Source organism: Belliella kenyensis, assembly GCF_022549675.1.
GTDB classification, from domain to species: Bacteria; Bacteroidota; Bacteroidia; order Cytophagales; family Cyclobacteriaceae; genus Belliella; species Belliella kenyensis.
On record NZ_JAKZGR010000004.1, the window covers coordinates 1 to 21,326 of the forward strand.

Annotated in this window: 19 protein-coding genes; all 19 read right to left on the reverse strand. The window is 36.8% G+C overall.

The window, feature by feature from the left end; all coding sequences use genetic code 11:
- Window positions 1-560, reverse strand: a 560-nt coding sequence (locus MM214_RS05010) for an IS66 family transposase (RefSeq protein WP_241292734.1), incomplete at its 3' end; no start/stop codon positions are given.
- Between the two features lie 179 nt (window positions 561-739).
- On the reverse strand, window positions 740-1,084 hold the full coding sequence (gene tnpB / locus MM214_RS05015) for an IS66 family insertion sequence element accessory protein TnpB (protein WP_262916586.1): 345 nt from the start codon (window positions 1,082-1,084) through the stop codon (window positions 740-742).
- Window positions 1,084-1,383, reverse strand: coding sequence for an IS66 family insertion sequence element accessory protein TnpA (tnpA, locus tag MM214_RS05020; protein WP_241292738.1), 300 nt, complete (start codon window positions 1,381-1,383; stop codon window positions 1,084-1,086). The genes tnpB and tnpA overlap by 1 nt, the downstream gene beginning before the upstream one ends.
- A gap of 376 nt (window positions 1,384-1,759) precedes the next feature.
- A complete protein-coding gene (locus MM214_RS05025) occupies window positions 1,760-5,008 on the reverse strand; it encodes a type I restriction endonuclease subunit R (RefSeq protein WP_241292740.1) in 3,249 nt (1,082 codons plus the stop codon).
- Entirely contained in the window at window positions 4,986-5,738 is a 753-nt protein-coding gene (locus MM214_RS05030; RefSeq protein WP_241292742.1) for a hypothetical protein, read from the reverse strand. Before MM214_RS05030 ends, MM214_RS05025 begins: the two co-directional genes overlap by 23 nt.
- On the reverse strand, window positions 5,738-6,934 hold the full coding sequence (locus MM214_RS05035; RefSeq protein WP_241292744.1) for an AAA family ATPase: 1,197 nt from the start codon (window positions 6,932-6,934) through the stop codon (window positions 5,738-5,740). The genes MM214_RS05030 and MM214_RS05035 overlap by 1 nt, the downstream gene beginning before the upstream one ends.
- Window positions 6,931-8,304, reverse strand: a complete 1,374-nt coding sequence (locus MM214_RS05040; RefSeq protein WP_241292746.1) for a DUF262 domain-containing protein — start codon at window positions 8,302-8,304, stop codon at window positions 6,931-6,933. Before MM214_RS05040 ends, MM214_RS05035 begins: the two co-directional genes overlap by 4 nt.
- A 19-nt stretch (window positions 8,305-8,323) precedes the next feature.
- Window positions 8,324-9,823: a restriction endonuclease subunit S gene (locus MM214_RS05045; RefSeq protein ID WP_241292748.1), complete on the reverse strand. Its 1,500-nt coding sequence runs from the start codon at window positions 9,821-9,823 to the stop codon at window positions 8,324-8,326.
- An 11-nt stretch (window positions 9,824-9,834) separates the two neighbouring features.
- A complete protein-coding gene (locus MM214_RS05050) occupies window positions 9,835-10,254 on the reverse strand; it encodes a nucleotidyltransferase substrate binding protein (RefSeq protein WP_241292750.1) in 420 nt (139 codons plus the stop codon).
- Window positions 10,255-11,847, reverse strand: a complete 1,593-nt coding sequence (locus MM214_RS05055) for a type I restriction-modification system subunit M (protein ID WP_241292752.1) — start codon at window positions 11,845-11,847, stop codon at window positions 10,255-10,257.
- A 98-nt stretch (window positions 11,848-11,945) separates the two neighbouring features.
- On the reverse strand, window positions 11,946-12,356 hold the full coding sequence (locus MM214_RS05060) for a hypothetical protein (RefSeq protein WP_241292754.1): 411 nt from the start codon (window positions 12,354-12,356) through the stop codon (window positions 11,946-11,948).
- On the reverse strand, window positions 12,353-12,892 hold the full coding sequence (locus tag MM214_RS05065) for a hypothetical protein (RefSeq protein ID WP_241292756.1): 540 nt from the start codon (window positions 12,890-12,892) through the stop codon (window positions 12,353-12,355). Before MM214_RS05065 ends, MM214_RS05060 begins: the two co-directional genes overlap by 4 nt.
- 117 nt (window positions 12,893-13,009) lie before the next feature.
- Window positions 13,010-13,273 (reverse strand): ORF6N domain-containing protein, encoded by a 264-nt coding sequence (locus tag MM214_RS05070; protein WP_241292758.1) that lies wholly within the window; start codon window positions 13,271-13,273, stop codon window positions 13,010-13,012.
- Between the two features lie 14 nt (window positions 13,274-13,287).
- Window positions 13,288-13,395, reverse strand: a complete 108-nt coding sequence (locus MM214_RS19115; protein WP_353959796.1) for an ORF6N domain-containing protein — start codon at window positions 13,393-13,395, stop codon at window positions 13,288-13,290.
- Between the two features lie 446 nt (window positions 13,396-13,841).
- Window positions 13,842-16,241 carry an ABC transporter permease gene (locus tag MM214_RS05075; RefSeq protein WP_241292760.1) on the reverse strand — a complete coding sequence of 800 codons (2,400 nt, stop codon included), beginning with the start codon at window positions 16,239-16,241 and terminating at the stop codon, window positions 13,842-13,844.
- A gap of 258 nt (window positions 16,242-16,499) precedes the next feature.
- On the reverse strand, window positions 16,500-17,039 hold the full coding sequence (locus MM214_RS05080) for an SRPBCC family protein (protein WP_241292762.1): 540 nt from the start codon (window positions 17,037-17,039) through the stop codon (window positions 16,500-16,502).
- Between the two features lie 16 nt (window positions 17,040-17,055).
- Complete coding sequence (locus tag MM214_RS05085; RefSeq protein WP_241292764.1) at window positions 17,056-17,403, reverse strand: YciI family protein; 348 nt, start codon at window positions 17,401-17,403, stop codon at window positions 17,056-17,058.
- 78 nt (window positions 17,404-17,481) lie between these two features.
- Entirely contained in the window at window positions 17,482-18,063 is a 582-nt protein-coding gene (locus MM214_RS05090) for a Crp/Fnr family transcriptional regulator (protein ID WP_241292765.1), read from the reverse strand.
- A 744-nt stretch (window positions 18,064-18,807) separates the two neighbouring features.
- The gene (locus MM214_RS05095) at window positions 18,808-21,225 is read right to left on the reverse strand and encodes an ABC transporter permease (RefSeq protein ID WP_241292767.1); all 2,418 of its coding nucleotides are present in this window, start codon (window positions 21,223-21,225) and stop codon (window positions 18,808-18,810) included.
- Window positions 21,226-21,326 lie beyond the last annotated feature (101 nt).

The following is a 21,326-nucleotide window of genomic DNA, read 5'->3' on the forward strand; positions in this document are numbered from 1 at the left end:
TCATATTTGTCCGTAAGAATACTTGCCAACAGACCTGCGCCTGGTATTCCTTTGTCTATGACTCTCTCTGGAAGAACTCCTATCAGTATACCTGTATCACTATTTTTGTCTTTTGAAGCATATTTATAGCGAATATACCTTCGGATGATCAGTTTTCCTGGGATGTAATCAAGCTCTTCGGTAACTTCTTTGCCAATACATACCATATCGCTCAAATCCCCTTTTGGCTTGATCTCTATTTCTTCCACTGGAAGATGGTCAGGAAGTACAGCTCGACCTGGGTGAGATGGTGATTGTTTCTTGCGGGTATACTCAATCTTCTGCTCAAAAATTTCCTTCTGCTCCTCTTTCTTATCTTCCGATGCTTCGAAGGGTAACATTAGCTGATCTTTGTTGCCTTCAAACCGCTCCCTTTTTTGCTCGAAAACCATTCTCTTGAGCTTGTCTATCATTGACAAAAGTTGAGATTCGTAGACATCCTTCTCACGGATGATGCGGTCACGCTCCATAACAAGGGCGATGAGCTGTTCCTTTGAAAGATGTTCTATTCCACTGTTCATGGGATAAAAATAAGGTACATATACCCAATTTCCACGAATTATTTTCCCACAAAAACTTGTTGGATATAATCTCCAAAAAGCTTGATTTTCACACTTACCGAAGCAAAAAGCACTTATAGAAGCCATAGAGCAACCCTGAGCCGAAAAAACCTGAATCATGTTCAATATAAAAGAGGTGTTTAGCTCAGTTGGTAACGTGGCTTTTGTCTAAATTTTTCCACTTCGATTCCCTCTACCATCATAACCAACTCTGGCCAACGAATACTTCCAGACTCTGACAGCTTTGTAGAAAGAGGGAAAGTGCCCTTCTCAAGTCTCTTGTAATACACCACAAAGCCGCCATACTCCCAATGCAGTAGCTTGATCAGATTTCTGTTCTTGTTCAGGAATATGAATACTTCACCGGAAGTGGGTTCTTTATCCATGTAGTTCCTGACAAGGCCAGACAGGCCATCAAAGCCTTTTCGCATGTCCACTGGATTTTTATAAAGGTAATAACGGTGAGAGGAACCTAGACTGAACATCAGAAAAGCTTGATGAGGCGAGAAACAATAGGAATGTCTAAAGTGGATATCTTCAATTTTACCCCGTTGGGATATTCCAATTCAATTATTGAGAGGCTAGGGTTGTCCAGATTACTGATATCCACTTTAAGGAATCTTGAAACATCTCCAGATTCAGATAGCTCTTCACGTTTAAGCTTTCTGTACCAATAATTGAAATTATGCAAAGTAAAACCCTTAGAATCACAAAAAGCCCTCTGGCTAAGCCCACTAGTCTTGAATTCTGCTATAAGCTCTAACATCTCTTCTCTCTTGTTCATATCTGTATTTATATTTTCTACAAAGCTATGAACCCACAATACTCAAAAAAACATGTACTTAGACGGTGGGATACAGTGTATCGATTTCTTTGTCTGTAAATTTTTTGATAATAGCATAAGTGAATACACATCCAAAAATCTTCACTATCCAGCTCCATATCATTCGCTATATCCCCCACCCACCGAAGATATTCTTCCTTCTCTGCTACATTCTTCTCTGCAGCACATGCTGTAAAAGTTAAGGCTAGAGCTAGAAGGAGACGGTTGTTCATGGGGTGGCGGGGGAAAGTGGTCAATATCATCGGGAAAAAGTGGTTAACATCAGGCCAGAAATATGTAGTTGTATGACCTCCTTCTGCTTTTATTTTGGATTGTCTTAGTCTTTTGTAAATAAATCTGCCATCAGTTCCGCTTGTTTTAAGACTGTCTCTATTGCCTTTACTTGTTTATCTGGTGGATAACCCCACTTTGTTAAAGTCCGTTTTACAATTACCATAAGCCTTGCTCTTGCACTTTCTCTAATTGTCCAGTCAATCGTTGCGTTTGCTTTTACTTTCTCTGTTATCTCTCTTGCTATTTCTCTTAATTGGTCGTCACCCAAAACCATAACTGCACTGTCGTTTACTTCTAACGCATTGTAAAAAGCAACTTCATCTTTTGTCAGTCCAAGGCGATCACCTTCTTTATCAGCTTCTTTAATTTCCTTAGCAATATTGATGAGTTCTTGAATGATTTCGGCTGTTGTCAATATGTTGTTTTGGTAGCGTTTTATTGCACCTTCCAGCATTTCCAAAAGTTTTTTACTTTTTACCAAATTGGTTTTTGAACGTGTTTTAATTTCGTCATTCAATAATTTCTTTAATAGTTCTAAAGCCAAATTTTGATGTTTCATTCCCTTTACTTCCAACAAAAACTCATCAGATAAAATTGAAATGTCTGGTTTTTCCATACCAGCTGCTTCAAAAATATCCATCACTTTATCTGAACTTATGGCTTCATCAACTATTTGTTTGATGGCTGTTTCAATTTCAATGTCAGATTTACCTGTGCCTGTTCCTTCAAATTTTACAAGTCGAGCTTTTACTGCTTGAAAAAACGCAATATCGTCCTTGATTTCCATTGCTCTTGGATGTGGTATGGATAAAGCAAAGGCTTGACTTAATAAAGTTACTTCTCTTATAAAACGAGTTTTGCCATCATCTAAACCTAAAATGTGTTCTTCTGATTGTAGAATGATTGACATTTTTTCTTTTGGTTCTACATTGAAAAAACGCTTGTAATTAAATTTAAAGCTGTTGGCATAATAGGCTTCGGGTTCTTCTGCTACTATGTCTTTTTGTGTTTTGGCTTCTTCATTAAAGAATTGTTGAACGACTTCATATTTCTCATTCATCAATTCAATGGCCTTTTCTAAATCTAAAGTTGGATCGCCTTTACCGCCCGCATCTGAATAAAAAGACAATGCTTTTTTAAGGTCGGTTGCAATTCCTAAATAATCAACGACTAAACCGCCAGGCTTGTCTTTGAAAACACGGTTTACCCTTGCAATAGCTTGCATTAAATTATGACCTCTCATTGGTTTGTCAATGTAAAGGGTATGCAAACAAGGTGCATCAAAACCAGTCAACCACATATCACGAACTATAACCAAACGCAAAGGGTCGGCAGAGTCTTTCATTCGTTCTGCTAAATTTTTACGTTGTTGTTTGGTGGTGTTGTGGCGTTGCATTTCAGGCCCGTCAGCACTTGTTGAAGTCATTACCACTTTAATAACTCCTTTGCTTAAATCGTCATTGTGCCATTCTGGTCTTAGAGCGATAATTTCTTTGTATAAATTGGCTGCAATTCTTCGGCTCATTGCTACAATCATTCCTTTTCCGTCAAACACTTTTTGGCGTTGTTCAGAATGGTTTACGATGTCTTTTGCTAAATTTTTGATGCGTTCTTCATTTCCAACAATCGCTTCCAATTTGGTGTATTTGGCTTTTGCCTTTTGTTGGTCTGTGATTTCTTCGTCTTGTTCCAGTTCTGCATCAAATTCTTCAATCAGGCGTTTGCCTTCTTCATCTAAATTTACTTTTGCTAAACGACTTTCGTAATAAATTCGAACGGTTGCACCATCTGCAACGGCTTGTGAAATATCATACACATCTACATACTGTCCGAAAACTTGAGGTGTGTTCACATCTCTGCCTTCAATAGGTGTTCCTGTAAAACCTATGTAAGTGGCATTTGGTAGAGCATCACGCATATATTTGGCAAAGCCATAAGCAATACGCTCTCCAATTTTTTCTTTGGTTTCCTTGTCTTTTACTTCTTTTATGGATGCCTCAAAACCATATTGGGTTCTGTGGGCTTCATCTGCTATTACAACAATGTTTCTTCGTTCCGAAAGTTGCTCATAAACTGATTTTTGGTCTTCAGGCCCGCCTGCGGAACGGGCAGGTAAAAACTTTTGAATGGTGGCAAAGACAATTCCACCACTTGCTACTTTTAGCAATTCTTTTAAATGTTCTCTGTCTTTTGCTTGAACAGGCTCTTGCCTTAATAGCTGTTTGGAGTTTGCAAAGGTGTCAAATAATTGGTCGTCCAAATCATTACGGTCAGTAATTACTAAAATTGTTGGGTTTTGCATTTCGGGTGCTGTTATCAGTTTGCCCGAATAAAAAACCATACTCAAACTTTTTCCCGAACCTTGTGTATGCCAAACAACACCGCCTCTTTTATCTCCGTTTGTTCCTGATGCAATAATGGAAGATTGTACCGCTCTATTTACTGCGTAATATTGATGATAAGCCGCTAATTTCTTAACGGTTTCAATTTGAGTAATTCCAGTTTTAGGGTCTTCCCTTTTACTTTTTTCAAACACAATGAAATTGCGAACCAAATCCAAAAGGGTAGCAGGGTTCAACATACCTTTCAGTAGAATTTCTAACTGTGGAATAAAACGTGAGGCTTCTTTTTTACCGTCATAGGATTTCCAAGTCATAAAACGGCTGAAACCTGCCGAAACACTTCCTGCCTTACATTCCATTCCGTCAGAAATTACACAAATGGCGTTGTAGGTAAATAAACTTGGGATGGTTGCTTTGTAGGTTTGTATTTGGTCAAATGCTTTTCGCATTGTTGCATTTTCGTCTGCTGCGTTTTTTAGTTCAATAACCACTAAAGGCAAGCCATTTACAAACAGCAATACATCAGGTCTTTTGTTTTGATTGTTCTCAACAATGGTGTATTGGTTGATACACAGAAATTCATTGTTCAATGGGTTTTCAAAATCAATCAATGCCACTTCATAGCTTCGTTCAAAACCATCTTGCTGATAAGGTATTTTTACTTTTTCAATGAGTAACTGATGAAAGCTTTCGTTGTTGTGCAACAATTCAGGCGAATAGATACGCAATACCTTTTGAATGGCTTGTTCCTGTGCGTCTTGCGGAATAGTTGAATTTAATACAGCAACCGATTTGCGTAATCGCTCCACTAAAACTATTTGTTCAAAATTTTCTCTTTCGGCTTGCTCTGCACCTGGAGCCAACATTAAGCCGTGAACATACTCCCAACCCAATGATTGAAGCACTTCAATAGCAAAGGTTTCTATTTTATCTTCTGTTATTGGTTTCATTGATTAATTTCAACAGTTTTTCCGCTTTGTTAATGTCTTCGTTTTGGTCGGGATTGGATTTCTGTTCAATAGAAGCTAAATAAACCGTATTGCCAATTTCATTAAAGTAAACCCTAAGTGCTACTGGTTGATAAACTCTTAATTCATATACAGTGCACTTCTTGGACACAGATACATCTTTGACAATTTTTGTATCGGGATAAAATCTTGTTGCAAGATTTCTCTTGGCTGCTTTTTCAAACTCCTCTTTAATTGATTTTTGTGCGTCAGAAGAAAGTGAGGAATAACTTTTTTCAAAATTTTTAGTGACTACATAACTTCCGAGAAACGCAATTAATTGCTCGAAATTGGTTTGATAAAATTGTATCCAATTTATGTATGAATCTATATCAACAACTTTTTTGTGTTCTGTTATCGCTTGACCGTTAAAGTCAATTCCAAGAAATCCATTTATATCATTTGCGCAATAATTGTTTGCCGTGGTTTCATCTTGAACTTCAACATCACAAGGACTTAGTTTTGCGAAAAAGTTATAAAGATTAAATATGTCAATGTCGTGTAAGTTTTGGAATATTCTATTTGCAAAATGGTGTATCTGATAGCAACTCTCATTTCTTAAAAAAATGTGCTCTTGCTTCTTTTCAATACTCATTAACTGAATTACACCAGCCCTGAAGGTTTCAAAATCATTAATGTTTAATGATTGATTGTTTAAGAAGAACTTACTCATTACTTTTTCAAGTTTAGTAGTTTAACATAGTCAATCTGTGTTTGGTCAAAAAAACCTTTTGGCCACTCTGTCAACTCACCTTTCTCGTTTATATGAATTGGTTTTACATTGGGTTGTTGCTTAATGCCAAGAACCTTATCTTCTTGAATTTCTTGCTTTGTTTTATCTTCTTTGAAAAAGTAATTTATGGTAACATTCTTATGATGGATTGCTTTTTTTGCAACAGCTATTTGAATTCCATTAATAATATGGTCGCTATGTGTTTCGACAATAATTTTAACACCAGAATTTGCCATTACTCCTAAAAATTCACCCATTTTTGATTGAGCTGATGGGTGAAGATGTGCTTCTGGGTTTTCAATAATTAAGATGCTATCTTTTTTCGCCAACAAGCAAGAAACGATTATTGGTAAAGAATAACTTATTCCGAATCCTGTGTTTGTTGGAAAAATTCCTTTTCCATTTGAGTATAAATTATCAACTATTATTCTGGCCGTATGTGTATCACTGTCTTTGACTGGAACAATAGTTACTCCGTCAATTATTTTACTCAACCAAGCATTAACGTGGTGCTGAAACTTACTTCCCTTTAAATATTCAGGGTCGTTTAATATTCTATTCGGGTCTATTTTGAATTTGCTTTCAACTTCAAGTGAATCCAAATCTGCAATTATCTGAGCCGTAAATTCACCTTTAAAACCTACATTCGGATAGTCATAGAATTTTATTCCTTGATTAATTCTTGGTCCAATTCTTTCAGCGTTCAGATAATAGAACTCTTGAAACATTAAGGGGTTTTCAGGATATTTATAATCCTTCTTTAAAAGTTCGTTTGGTGTAATCCATAACTCATTCAAGTTGTTCGTTGTATATTTTACAACAGTGCCTTTTTCTCCTTCGCTTAACCCAAGTTCAATTTCAGTTTCTTTGAATTCAGTTGGCAAAACATTCAAGCTATTGCCTAAGCCCAAACAATATACTTCATTCAGTTCTACGTTTAACTTGTTTGTAATAATATATTCAAAGTGGTCGCCCTTCCATTCGCTGCAATGCTCAATTGTTCTTCTTAGCAACAGTAATGCTTGGATTGCTGTGCTTTTGCCGTTTCCATTGCCACCAGCAAAAATTGTTAAGTCGTTTATTGGAACATTAATACCATAAAAGCATTTGAAATTTTTTATACTAAGTGTAATCATTGTTGATATACTATATTGTTTTCAAATAATTCGTTTAGAACACCAAAGGTGTAAAGCAAATTGGCTTTACCATTTGTTCCGTATGATAGATAATAAATTAGTTGCCTGTCACTCTCTATTTTATCAGCTATTAGACCTGTCAATGAATTAGCAGTATTATTATTAGCAATTATTTCACTGTCATAATCAGCTAACAAAATGGAACAACAAACAAAAAGGGCTTTGTTTATTAACTGTTTGTAGGAATCTGGTTGAATGTCTTTGTTCTGAATTTTTCTAAACGCATACCTACTGCCAATAAGATGTTCTGCATTCTTCATTGCGTTCGAGAATTTTTGGACATACTTTTCTAAATGTTGTTGTGAAGTCTTCACATTCTTGTCTGTATATTCATCAAGCACTAAATCCATATATCCATTATAGTCATCAATGTTTTTGGTGCGTTCATACAATTCATAAAAGAATAAGAATCTTAAAGCAATTTCTTGGTCTTCCATTCGAGTGCTTTTGATGCTGTAATCTGTGGCAGATTTAAACTCATCCAAAGCAGCCATTGCTTTTAATGATTCTCTTAATCCTTTACCCATTAGGCAGTTTCTTATTTCCTGATTATTTAAAGGTCTGCCACCTGTATTAATTCTTCTAAAAATATCATACTTCACTTTTGGTGGAGAAGATGGGTCAATAATGTTTGCGGAAATTGACGTTAAATCAAACCATTTTAAGTATTTTGTATCAAGCCCTTTTTTATTCCCTTTTGTTTCGTAGTAACGCCCTTCACAAGTATCGTTCAAGTATTGTAAATCTCTCAAAGGGAATTTATTATCCATAAACTCCTTGATAGTTGAAATACGCTGTAAGCCATCTACTACAGAAAGGTTCCCTTCATTATCTTCGGCAAAATAGAACATTGGCAAAGGGATTCTTAAAAGAATAGATTCAATTAATCTTGACTTCTGAAAACTGTTCCAAACTAAATTCCTTTGAAAGTCAGGATTAAGGTCTATGCTTTCATTATCAATCATTTTACTCAAAATTGAAACTGCTATTTTATCAGACCTTACTTTAATCTTATCAGGGTCATAAGGGTTTATATCTGTTGTGTCTGATTCGTTAAAAGTGTCAGCACCTGATTTTTCAACTTCTATTATTTCATAAAGAACTTTGTCCAGCTTTTTCTCAATGGTTTCATCATCATCTAATATTCTGACATCTTTAAGAGATACCAACAAATTTTGACCAACCAACTCTAATTCCATCCAAATAAATTTATCGGCATCAATCAGCTGATACTTAGTTTCTGTATCTTCTTTTTTGATTACCGATAAACTGATTATTTCATCGTTTTCTATATTAAATTCTACTATCATTTTCCTGTTGTCTTTTAAATTACAAATTAACTTTTATTTCTCCACTCATCAACTTAGGTAACAAAGTATCTCTTGTTTGGATTAAGGTGCGGATTTGGGTTTGGTTACTATTTATTTTTGTCCAATAATCTGCTGCTATTTTTCCAAACTCTTCCATTTTACTTTTAGGAGGATTTTGAAATTCTATTTTCTCAATATCAGATGGTTTCAATGACGGATAGGTAGATGTTGAACCTTCTGCGATTGAATGCAAATACTGTGTCATTTCATCATTAGTTAATAGTAGATAGACAAAATAAGGGTTTATATCTGTACAAGTAATCACACAAAAACCCGTTGATACTACCAAATTTTCTTTAGGATTATTGATAATTCCATAATGTTTTTGATCTGGTCTTACAGTTGAAATTAGAATGTCATTATTCTGAACTAGTCGTTTTGCTCTACTTGGTGCATTTTTAAGAAAAAGCTTTTGAGTTTCATTTACAATTCCTTCAGTAAGTGAACTTGTGTCAAGATACTCGATTTCTGTAAATTCGTAATCCTTTGAGATACTTCTAAGATTCGTTTTTACAAATTGCCCTAAAGTAGCTGTCTCCCAACTCTCCTCCGCTTCCTCCACAAACCAAGCTCTAAAAAGCGTTTCTGCCAATTGCTCTAAAGTTTTATTTTGGCGGTGGAGCAGGTCTATTTTGTCATCTAAACTGCTCAAGATAGAAGCAATGGCGATTTGTTCTTGGAGGGGTGGTTTGGAAAATGATATTTTTTCAATATCTGTTTTTGAAATATTAGCCTGATTAGCACTCCCAGAAGATTGACTTGCCAAATAATGATGTGTGTCCTTGTTTTTCAAAAAATAATACAAATAATCATCACTTAACTCTTTAGGATTTTTTGAAAACAATTTACCTACCCTTTGGTTTAGTAATGCCTTAGTATCTAACTTGTATTTTGAAACTAATCCTACTACTTGTGTTTCCAATTCAGGATGATTACCAGTTAATGAAATTAATACATCTCCTTTTTCAACAACATACTTTTTTAAATTGTCAGAATATAAATGATAGTGAACACCATCAATGTTAACATCACCATTTGCAACATTTTTAATTTTAATTACAGGCAATGAATTTGGTTTTTCATTATCAAGAAAATCTGTTGATTTGAATGCATAACCATTTATTGTTTCAATGAATTCTCCCAACTTAACTTCCTTCCACCTACTATACAACTCAATTCCCACTCTATCAATATGGTCTTTTAGTTCAGGTTCTTTAATGGTGTGGTAATTAATCAAATCAACTTTATAAGGAATGTTTGTATCATCAAATTTTTGATGTAGGCTGAGGGTGTCATCAAAATTAAAATCTTGCCCTTTAATGGCAATATCAATATCGGAGCCTTCTTTATAATTACCTTTTGCCCTGCTACCAAATACAATAGCTTTATCCACTTTTGCATTTTCGGCAAAAATGTTTTGTAATTTTTCTACAATTATATCGGATAATCCAAACTTCATTTAATTTCTATTTATCGGCTTAGCTTTTCTAATTGCAGGCGTGTTTGTAATTGAATAAATAAACCCACATAAGTTTCAGCAATATCTTTTGCCACTTCTTGTGCCGTTTTTTCATCATAGGTATGCACGCTCAATTTTCTACTATCTACCATATTAAACCAATCTTGCGCTTGGTGTATCAACCCTCTGCTTGATGCTAGTTTAATAGCATCTTTACTTCCTTGTATGCCTATTTCGCCTTGCTCTTCGTAATAATCTTTCATAGTTAGCCAAGCCAATTCGTATGTCATTTCAAAAAACTTAATCATCCCCACTTTTAACACTTCATCTTCGGGATCTTTTTTAGATTCTTCAATTGCTTTTTGTAAACCTTTCAATGTTTTATTGAAATTGTTAAATCTCTGAATCCAACGAATGTCTTTATTTTCCATTTAGTTAATTTTTAAATTCAGTAAATTCAGATTCTGACGTATTTTTTCATTCAATTCTGCTTCTTCTTCAATTTGTTTTTCCAGTTCTGTTTTTAAAGAAGTAAAACGTTCTACAAAATCAAAATCATCCTCTTCATCAGCCAAACCAACATATCTGCCCGGGGTTAAAACATAATTGAGTTTGGCTACTTCTTCGATAGTGGCTGCCTTGCAAAATCCTGCTACATCTTCGTAATTACCATCAGGATTACGCCAGTTGTGGTAAGTTCCTGCTATTAAATTGACATCGTCATCACTTAAATCACGGTTTTTTCGGTTTACCAAAAAGCCCATATTTCGGGCATCAATAAACAAAATTTCATTTTCACGATTTCTGAATTTTCCGTTTGTTTTGTTGCGAGACACAAACCATAAACAGGCTGGTATTTGTGTATTCAAAAACAATTTAGTTGGCAGATTTACAATACAGTCAACCAAACCTTTTTCAATTAAAGCTTTTCTTATCTCACCTTCACCCGTTGTATTTGTAGTCAAAGAACCTTTGGATAAAACAAAACCTGCCTGCCCTGTGGGTGCTAAATGATACAAGAAATGTTGGATCCAAGCATAGTTGGCGTTTCCCGTGGGTGGTATTAGGGTTGAGCCTAATACTTTCCACCTTGCATCATCACGCAATAATTCACCGCTCCAATCGCTGTCATTAAACGGTGGATTCGCTATGATATAATCAGCCTTTAAATCTTTGTGAGCATTATTTAAAAATGAACCTTCATTGTTCCATTTTACATTACTGCTATCAATGCCACGAATGGATAAATTCATTTTTGCCAATCGCCAAGTAGTTTGGTTGCTCTCTTGTCCGTAAATGGATATTCGGTCGGCTGGGTTTAAACTTAAACCTGCTGTTCCTTTTTTCTTGTAATAGTCTTGATGTCTATTGATGAACTTCTCACTTTGCACAAACATTCCACCACTTCCGCAACAAGGGTCAAAAACGCGTCCTTCATAAGGCTCCAGCATTTCAACCAACAATTTTACCACGCTTTGCGGTGTGTAGAATTGTCCTCCTTTTTTGCCCTCAGCCAAAGCAAATTCTCCTAGGAAGTATTCAAAAACTTGCCCTAAAACATCTTTGCTTTGTGCTTCTTTTGTTCCAATAGTTGCAGAACCGATAAGATTTACCAATCCGCCCAAGCTTGTCTTGTCTAGTTTTTCTTGAGCAAATACTTTTGGTAAAACTCCACGTAAAGAAGGATTGTCTTTTTCAATGGCATCCATTGCATCATCAATGTCTTTGCCAATAGTGGGCTGTGTTGCTCTTCCTTGAATGTATGACCAACGAGCCGTTGCAGGTACAAAAAATACTTTTTCTGCTATATACTCATTCTTATCCTCTGGGTCTGCACCCTCACTTTTCAATGCTACTAATTTTTGATATTGTTCTTCAAATGCATCTGAAATGTACTTCAGAAAAATCAAACCTAAAGCAACGTGCTTATATTCGGCAGCATCCATATTTTTACGGAGCTTGTCCGCTGCTTTCCAGAGTTTTTTCTCTAGTGGTTCTTCTTGCGTTTGTTTCTGTTTTGGCATTGTACTTTCTTAAATCTTTATTCTTCTTGAATTTGCTAATTTATACTTTTATTCCAAGATTTAAACTCCACTAAGTCCGATTGTAAAAGACTAAATTCTCAAATGAACAGCTTTGGGTTGTAGCTAAACCATCTGAAAAATTCGTCGGGAAAAAATACAAAAATGTCGTGACAAAGCTCTTTCTTAGAAACCGTAGTAAGAGAAAATAAACTATTTGAGAATTTTAAACCGTCAAAAGGCATTTTACATTTTGAATATTTTCCTTTCATTTTCTTGGTTAAAGTGCTAACGTGATTTTTTTCTCCATTTCTTGAAGTTACAGGGTCGTAAGCAAACTGATTTCTCTCAATTATCCTGAAAGTGGACATATCCGTCCCAATGGTATTGGCTATAGAAGGGATAAATTTCTTCTGAATACTTAAACCCACCAAAGGCAAGTCCTCCAAATCACTTTTTCGTCCTGAGGCTGGTTGAATGTCTTTGCCAAGTGGTTTATAATTCTGTCTCATATCTTACCGATTAAGTTTTGAAGCAAGTTTTTATCCTCAATCACCGAAAAGGCGAAACATTTCTTGCCCAAATCTTTTAATGAAGCTCCAATATGATAGAGCTCCTTGTGGTCTATGATTAAAAATCGGTCGTGAAAGTCTTGGCTGTGTTTTATTTCTAATTTCCCATATTGGGCATTGAACTTTTCTATATCCAAAGCTTTGATGGATGTGTTTTTTGGGGTAATAATGGTAACACCAACCTTTTTAGATTTTTCGGTTAACATTTCCAAAATACTCAGGTCTATGTAATTATCTATAATAATAAGTGTGGATTGGGCTTTTTTAATCAGGTCAATCACAAAACTATAAGCATCAAATATTTGTCCCTTAAAAAAGATATCTTGTTTAATGGCAGGCTTCCCTTGTTCCAAAGCAGTAAAGATTTTCTCAAAATGTTGGTCGTTCAGTTGCAGTTTCGTTTCAATGCTTTCTACACGTTGCAATAACCCTGTATGATGAGCCAATACTTTTCTCATTTCTACAAAGGCATTCATAATTTGTATGCTGACCATTATGGCTTTTTCACTTCTCAATACAGCTGAAAGCATGGCAACACCTTGCTCTGTAAAAGCATAGGGCAAATATTTTAAGTTTTTTCCTTGTTGAGTTCCTTAAATTTTCAAGGTCACAAATTGTGATCTTGAATTAGAAGTCACAAATTGTGACCTCAAGTCTTCAATCTCATTTTCGGTTAACTGAAATCTAAATTTTTCCGGAAAGCGATTAATATTTCTTTTTACCGCTTGATTTAATATTCGCGTTTCAACTTGATACATTTCTGCCAAATCCCGGTCAAGCATCACCTGAACACCACGAATGATAAAGATTAAATCTTCAACTTTGATTAAATCATATCTAACTAGTTCTGTACCCATAAACTGATAAAATTTTAAAACCGGTCGCAATTTGCGACCAGTTCATTTTTCTTGGTATCCGATAAATGAAATCTGAAATGCTCAGGAAATCTTATACTGTTTCTTTTTACTTGTTCGTTCAGTCTTTTTGGCTACTTCATCAACTAGTAACTTCAATAGGTTTTTCTTTTTTCTGTCTTTTAGCCATTGATACTGAATTCTGTCTTTGTGTATTTAAAATTCATTTACGCTGTCTACGTTGGCAAAAACCTCATTCGCTTGATGTACGGTTGCCCAGTTCTCCGAGCTTTAAAATAAGCCCCACATCTAAAAGGACAAGCTATAAAAAAAGCCCTGCCCTTTCCTTCATTCAACGCTTTTTCAACAATTTTAAAAATAATGAATTTAGTTGTAATAGAGCCTTTAGCGTAAAAGATTTTCATATATCCCATCTTTTACTCTGCAATGGCTCCATCTGTAAACAAAAAAATACCCTGATCAGGATATTTTTAGGATAAAACTTAATTGGATTGCTAGAGGCTGCTTTGAAGGAATGATTAATTTAATTCATTTCCTGAAAACATAAGCCTTAACTGTCTTTCAATGTCTCCGAAGGATTCGTTTGATACACTTTGACAGTTCTATAGACAATGGTGACAAAGGCTATAAAGGCCACGCTTGCAATGGATGCTAGGTAAATCGATACGGAGACGGTACTCTTGTAGGCAAAATCCTGCATCCACTGCTCAGAAAACCAGTATCCAAATCCTACTGCAAGCAGGGCCGAAATACCTAACAAACTGAAGAAATCCGCTGATAATACCCTTAAAATATCAAAGGTGTTGGCTCCCAAGACTTTTCGGATGGAGATTTCTCGAGTGCGGCGAAGGGCAACATAGGATACTAAGCCAAACAATCCCATACAGGCGATAAAGATCGCTATACCCGCAAACAAGCTGAATACTTTGCCTACCATCGATTCATACTGGTACATGCGGGCGTATTCTTCGTCTACAAACTTGTATACAAAAGGTCGGGAAGGAAATATAGAAGCCCAGACGGTTTCCATGGCCGCTAGCTGTGTAGCGGGATTTCCTTTCGATAATTTAGTTAGAATCACATTCGTTCCATCGGGATCTACAAATATGGCTAGTGGACTTACCTGATGATGCAGAGAATTGAAGTAGAAGTCTTTTACTACTCCTTTAACACGAACCAGCTCGCCTCCAAAATTCAATTTTCTTCCCACGGCATCGATACTTTCCCAACCCAACTCCCGTACAGCAGCTTCATTCAATAATATAGGCAACTCAATCCCATGCTCATAGGCTTGCCATCTTGTAGGATCCGTAGGTGCTAAGTCTTCCCCTGCTGCAAGTTCTAACCCAATCGTATTCACCAACTCATGATCTGTTGAATAACCTGTGATCAAAAACTCCTTATCATTGTCCCCACCTGGCGTGATGGAATAAGAAGCCTTAATATAAATCGGCAAGTCCGATGCCTTGCTTACCGATTGAGCAATTCCTTGTCTCACCATTTCATTTCTGAATGACTCGACTTCACCATGCATTGTGTAATGAAGGTTTAGGGCGATGATCTCTTCCCTATCATAGCCCAAATTGACCTCCTGCATGTAGTTCAGTTGATTTTTCACAATCAGCGTCGCCAAGAGTAAACCTATGGATACAAAAAACTGGAATACGACCAAGCCCTTACGCATCCATGTCCCATTGCCGATAGTGGTTTGCTTACCCAAGGCACGTAATGGAGCCATTCCAGAGAGGATCACTGCGGGATAAATTCCTGAGATAAAACCAATCAGAACAAACAAGAGGACTACAAAAGATATCCCTTCGAAAGAAAGTAATAAACTCAGGTTTAGGGGCGTGCTGGCAAAGCTTTCAAAATAGCCACTGATAAGATTTAGGGCCAGCATACTTACCAAAATAGCGATGGCCGTGAGTATAAATGATTCCGACACAAATTGACCAAACAATTGAAACCGTTCAGCACCCAATACTTTTCTAAGTCCTACTTCCTTATTTCTTTCTGTAGCCTCAGCAGTAGCCAAATTGACATAATTGATGATACCGATCACAATCAGTAAAATGCCTACCAAAGCAAAAATGTAGATGTATTTGCTGTCCGAGGTTGGTTTGATGGAATTCAGCGCATTTCCTCCCAAATGAATACTCGACACGGGCTGTATGAAAAATCGGGTAGAAAAGCCATAGCTTGCCATGTCTTCGCCGAAGTACTTATCCACCATTTGATCAAGTTTGGATTCCACGCTTTCAGGAGCTGAATTTTCACGGAATTTAGCATAGGTATAGTAATTGGAAGGTGACCAGGCAGGAGTTTTTCCATGCCTATGGGTTTTGAAAGAGGCCAGCAATCCAAATTCCAAATGGCTATTGGAAGGAAAATCCTCCATGATGCCCGTGATGGTATAATTTTCTCCCTCTACCTGAACAGTCTTACCAACAGCATCGGAGACATTGCGGAAATAACGCGCTGCGGTGCTTTTGGGGAGTACCAGTTGGAAAGGTTCGGACAATACGCTCTTGGAATTCCCATGAATTAGATCAAAATCGAAGACTTGGAAAAAGTTTTCATCCACATAGGCAAATTTGGGTTCCTCAAACAATTCTCCCTCAATCTCTACCACTACAGAAGAAAAAATACTAAGGTCAAAAACCAAGGTAGCAAGTTCAATTTCCGAGATTTCATCCATCAGGGTTGGAGCGAGACTTGATGGTGTCGTAGAGACCAATTGCGTTTCTCCATTGGAAGTGAACTCCTGATTGAATTTATAAATCCTCTGGTAATCGGTATACATTTTATCATAGCTCCACTCATGATGGATGTACAGCGAAATCGCCAAAAAACTCGTTATGGCAACCGTCAGTCCAAGAATATTGATTCCTGTATAGAGTCTGCGTTTGCTGAGGTTTCTCAAGGAAACGATAAAATAGTTTTTCCACATAGCATGAAGGATTTGAAAATGAAATAACTAAGTTGGTTTAGTTTGCATCAGGGCAAACGAAATTCACTAGTGATAAAGCTATCCTCGTGCCAGTCTAAAAACAGCCCAAATGAAGAAAATTGAGGCATTTGTCTCCGAAAACCAAAACAAAACGTACACTTTTGACCGCCTACGGGCAAAAAAGCAATGCCATGTTTGAAAATCCAAACATGGCATTGACAAGTCTAAAAACCCAAAAGATTAAACATCAGTCAATAGTTACTTTTCTACGGCTTTCTTCAATAATTGTAAGCCTTGTAAATTCGTTTCCTCCATTTCTTTTTTAGCTCCAAACATCCACATGAAAAATGCATCAACGGTACCTGAAACTAATTTGAAGTCTTGTTTTACTTCAATTCCATTGGGTGTTTCTGTAAAGTTATAGTCAAAAGTTGGTTTGGCAACAAAGGGCTTTTGAATGTCACAAACCATACCCACATAGCTCAATTCATCAATGGCTACGATTTCTTGATATCCCACATCCTTTCCTTTATTCCCATGCCAATGATATTGTGCTCCGACAGTTCCATCAGTTCCCTTAACCTCATACTTCTGTGAAGGATCCTGTGCCAAAAACGGTGACCACTTTGGGAAATTATTCAAGTATTTTACCATATCAAAAACTTCTTGTTTAGATCCTTTGATGGTAATGGTTTGAATAATTTGAATGGATTTCAAACCGCTTGCCTTATATAAGCCAAATCCAATGAACGCTACCAGAGCGATTCCTATCAATGCGAAGATCATTTTTAAGCTCATTTTAGAAAGTTTATCCTTAGTTCATTGGTATTACGTCTCTTACTTCAACTGTACCACCCATAAAAAGTACTGGGCATTTCTTGGCCAGTTCCGTTGCAGATTCAATAGATTCTGCTTTCAATACCATATTGCCTCCGATCGTCTGTCCATCGGCAATATAAAGTCCATCTTCTGTTTCATGATGAGCAACAATCTTTTTTCCTTCAAAACCTAATTGATGCGTACTTACCAGTATTCCTTGCATGGCTATTCCACCGATAAACTCTCCCCAATGTCTGTGCATTTCTTCCAGTTGCTTAGGGGTTGGCTCTTCGTTGCTGGGTTCATACCTGAACAATAGCATAAATTCTTTTAGTTGTGTCATATGATCTAATTTATAGTTGATGATGACACAAAAATGAATCAATCAAAAACAATAAATCTTGTCATATGACAAGAAAAACTAAACATTTGCCAGTTCTTTCCTAATACGACTCAATGAAGTGTCTGTAATACCTAAAAATGTAGCAATATGCTTCAATGAGACATTTTGGACGATAGTTGGCTTACGCTGAAGAAGACTCAAGTATCTCTCCTTAGCCTGATCTGCTATCAAAGAAATGCTATGCTCTTTAAGTGCAAAATAGCTTCCGACCAAAAGTCCTCTTTGTTGTTCTCTGAAATTAGTTATGGAATTGAACATTTCCTGAAAATCTTGAAACGAAATTTCCCAACATACTAAATCGGTCAATGCCTGAATGTTTTCTCTTGTTGGAGCAAAGAAAAACATCGATGGATAGTCTATTACTACATCTCCTGAACCATAAAGGTTAAATGTGATGTCGTTGCCTTCGGTATCTACGATATACGAACGAATAAAACCAGTTTCGATAAACCAATAACTTCTCTCAACCTGACCTTGTGTCAAGAGGTATTCATTTTTTTGGAATGATACCTGCTTGTATTTAGGAATGATTTGCTGAAGTTCTTCAGAAGTAATTCCGCTAGATGCGAAAACTTTATTTAGAAAATGTTCCTTTTCCATACAATTGCCATTAAAAATTTTATTTTTTAATGAATATCAAACTATTTTTTCTAAAGGTCAATACAATCCTTGAAATCCTTAATGAAAAATGACTACATCATGGAATCCCTGATAAATTGTTTTCAATTTAATTCTTGTTTGAGTCTTGGAATCTTGACTCTTGGATCTTGACTCTTGGATCTTGACTCTTGTTTCTTGGCTCTTAAATCAAAATTCTCGCTTCTCGCTTCCATCAACCTGTTGTCTCAGGAGAATGTTACCTGAGAATTGAAGCATAAAAAAGCCGTCCTTTTCGGGCAGTCACTAGGAAGAGAAGACACCTTCAATTTTTGAGAAAGTCTCAAAAACAAATACTTACCGTCTAGATGTAGTTTGCAACTACACCTCAAATATCCTCATTACTTGATCTCTGTCATTTCTATGTGGAATCGAAAATTCCATGGATAGGAAAGCCTAGATCCAATCTACGCTTAGAGGAGAAGACAACCGTCAAAGTCAAGCGTTAACCTAATTCTATATTTTACAAAGTAGATTTAAGATATGGTAAACTCTTGCTTCTTGACTCTTGGTTCTTGGTTCTTGTTTCTTGACTCTTGTTTCTTGGTTCTTGTTTCTTGGTTCTTGTTTCTTGACTCTTGACTCTTGGTTCTTTAATCAAAACTCTCGCTTTTCGCTTCTAATCTCTCGCTTCCCGTCTCTCACTTCTAATCTCTCACTTCTCCCCATACTTCCACACGCCTTCCATCACTCATTCGTCAAACTATCCACCGGATTAGCAATGGCTGCACGGAAGGATTTGAAGCCCACCGTCAAACCTGTGATGAGCAAGGAGATGAGCATCACCAATACAAATAAGCCTATGGTAACAGGTGTTTTGTAAGCAAAAGATGCCAGCCATTCTTGCACCATATAATAGGCCAAGGGGACTGCCACTCCAAAGGCAATCAGCACCATCAAAACAAACTCTTTGGATAGCATCACGGTGATTTGAGCGACAGATGCACCAAGTACCTTTCTGATTCCTATTTCTTTTACCTTTTGACCTATCATAAAGGAAACCAAGCCATACAAGCCAATACATGAAATCAAAATAGCCAATGCAGCAAATACCTTATATACCATGGCAAGCTTCTGCTCATTTTCGTAAAAAGCAGCTATAGACTCATCCAAAAAAACAGCGGTATAGATCTGCTCTGGATAGATCTCTTCAAACTTGCTTTGGATACTTTCTAAGGTAGACTTGCTGACACCACCTTCCAGCTTCACTGCTACAATCGAGTACATACTTTTTCTAGTGGTAATGACCAATTGCTTCATCTCTTCACGCAGGGAATTGACCGTAAAGTCTTTGACTACTCCACTCACAGGAATCCATGCTCCTGAGCCCAATCGAAGGTTTTTGCCTATGGCTTCTTCGGGATTTTGGATCATCAACTTCTTGGCCATGGTTTCATTGATCACCACATTTCTGATCGTATCACTCGGAGGATAAGCTTGCCCAGCGACAAATTCCATTTCAAACAAATCAAAATAAGCCTCGTCAGCAAACTTTAAAAATGCTGGAAAGATGATGTCCTCACTTTTATTGTCAAAATAAAAATTGGTTGCTGAGTTGTGATCTGAAGATGGTACATCCGAAGCCAACGTAGCCCCTTTGACCCCAGGCATCCTTAGGATCTCTTGCTTGAAGCCTTCTATTCTCATCTCACCATTGGTTTTATCCGATGGGACATGAACATAATAAATGGCCTCTTTATTGAAGCCCAAATCTATGTTTTGAACCAAATTCATTTGCCTGACAGCAATCAGTGTCCCAATCATCAGGATCTGAGCGATTGCAAACTGTAGAACTACCAAACCTCTTCTGATTGAAATACCCCCTATATCTGCACTTTGAAACTTGTTTTTCAATGCCCTAATAGGCTGATATCTTGCTATGATCATGGCTGGATAAAAACCTGACAACAAAGACAATAAAACTATCAACACCAGAATAAACAAGCCAACTTGCCACTGAAACAAGCTGACTGAATCTGGAATGTTGGCGATTTTATCCAAAAACGGTAAGAATAAAGATGCAAGAACTAGCGAAAATAGTGAGGCAAGCAAAACGGTCAAAAAGGTCTCTCCAAAGGATTGTAAAGCAATCTGAGTTTTGGTACTTCCCATGACTTTTCTTACGCCTATTTCCTTGCTTTTACCGATTGCTTGCGAGGTGGTAAGGTTCACAAAATTGATAGAGGCCATAATCAGGATAAATACCCCTACCAAGATCAAAGTTTTGATGGTAGACTGTCTGATCCTGCTTCCCGTGAGGGGTTCATAGAGAGGGTTGAAATGGATGTCACTCAATGGCTGAAGGTGATGAGACTTGATAGAAGTTCCTCTTCCTTCAAAATGTTTTTTGGAAAAATCATCAAGCCGGCTTTGGATCAATGCAAAATCCGTTGCTGGATTCGTCTTGACATAAACTTGAAAGTTGCTCCCAGTGCTCCCCCATTCTGCCAAATCATAGCCAAAAGCTTCTTGATGTGAACGAATAGTCTCAAATGAAGCCAGAAGTTTAAATCCAAAGTTGCTGTTCTCTGGCATATCCTCGACCACAGCAGCTATCTCTAGCTCAACACCATTGGTCAGTTGCAAAGCCTTTCCTTGAGCATCCTTCCAGCTTCCAAAATATTTCTCTGCTTCAGACTTAGGTAAGATCACTTGGTCAGGTTGTCCAAGTGCGTTTGCATTACCAATTAGGAAGTTTATCTCAAAAAGTCTCGCAAAATCAGGCGTTGTAAAAAACAAACTTTCTGCTCTGTGTTTATCAATACCCCCGCTATTCAAGTTATCGATATTTACTTGGACATAATTGTGTGATACCACTGGTACTACCTGCTCAAAACTCATAGGATCAGCCATCAACGCATCAGGAAATGGGTTGGCAACGCCAGAAGTTTGATCATAAATATCATCGTATTGATCATGAGTGACTATCCTATAGATTTGATCATTATGGCTGAGAAACTTATCATAGCTCAACTCATATTGCAGCACGACAAAAAGCAATAAGGCCGCTGTGATTCCAATAGTCAAACCGAGAATATTGATGATTCCTGTCCATTTGCTCCTGATGAGTGAGCGCCAAGCGATTTTAAAATAGTTTTTGAGCATATCAGGTTTTTTTAAATTCTTCCTTAATTTTAATTCAAATATTGTTAGGGTTTTATTGATGAAATACAGTAGAAATATGATAGAAATAGATTGAAATAATT

Bases quoted from the DNA above. Each gene is read 5' to 3' on its own strand.
- tnpB (WP_262916586.1), bottom strand. From the start codon at position 1,084: ATGTTCAGTCTAGGTTCCTCTCACCGTTATTACCTTTATAAAAATCCA.
- tnpA (WP_241292738.1), bottom strand. From the start codon at position 1,383: ATGAACAAGAGAGAAGAGATGTTAGAGCTTATAGCAGAATTCAAGACT.
- MM214_RS05025 (WP_241292740.1), bottom strand. From the start codon at position 5,008: ATGAAACCAATAACAGAAGATAAAATAGAAACCTTTGCTATTGAAGTG.
- MM214_RS05030 (WP_241292742.1), bottom strand. From the start codon at position 5,738: ATGAGTAAGTTCTTCTTAAACAATCAATCATTAAACATTAATGATTTT.
- MM214_RS05035 (WP_241292744.1), bottom strand. From the start codon at position 6,934: ATGATTACACTTAGTATAAAAAATTTCAAATGCTTTTATGGTATTAAT.
- MM214_RS05040 (WP_241292746.1), bottom strand. From the start codon at position 8,304: ATGATAGTAGAATTTAATATAGAAAACGATGAAATAATCAGTTTATCG.
- MM214_RS05045 (WP_241292748.1), bottom strand. From the start codon at position 9,823: ATGAAGTTTGGATTATCCGATATAATTGTAGAAAAATTACAAAACATT.
- MM214_RS05050 (WP_241292750.1), bottom strand. From the start codon at position 10,254: ATGGAAAATAAAGACATTCGTTGGATTCAGAGATTTAACAATTTCAAT.
- MM214_RS05055 (WP_241292752.1), bottom strand. From the start codon at position 11,847: ATGCCAAAACAGAAACAAACGCAAGAAGAACCACTAGAGAAAAAACTC.
- MM214_RS05060 (WP_241292754.1), bottom strand. From the start codon at position 12,356: ATGAGACAGAATTATAAACCACTTGGCAAAGACATTCAACCAGCCTCA.
- MM214_RS05065 (WP_241292756.1), bottom strand. From the start codon at position 12,892: ATGAATGCCTTTGTAGAAATGAGAAAAGTATTGGCTCATCATACAGGG.
- MM214_RS05070 (WP_241292758.1), bottom strand. From the start codon at position 13,273: ATGGGTACAGAACTAGTTAGATATGATTTAATCAAAGTTGAAGATTTA.
- MM214_RS05075 (WP_241292760.1), bottom strand. From the start codon at position 16,241: ATGTGGAAAAACTATTTTATCGTTTCCTTGAGAAACCTCAGCAAACGC.
- MM214_RS05080 (WP_241292762.1), bottom strand. From the start codon at position 17,039: ATGAGCTTAAAAATGATCTTCGCATTGATAGGAATCGCTCTGGTAGCG.
- MM214_RS05085 (WP_241292764.1), bottom strand. From the start codon at position 17,403: ATGACACAACTAAAAGAATTTATGCTATTGTTCAGGTATGAACCCAGC.
- MM214_RS05090 (WP_241292765.1), bottom strand. From the start codon at position 18,063: ATGGAAAAGGAACATTTTCTAAATAAAGTTTTCGCATCTAGCGGAATT.
- MM214_RS05095 (WP_241292767.1), bottom strand. From the start codon at position 21,225: ATGCTCAAAAACTATTTTAAAATCGCTTGGCGCTCACTCATCAGGAGC.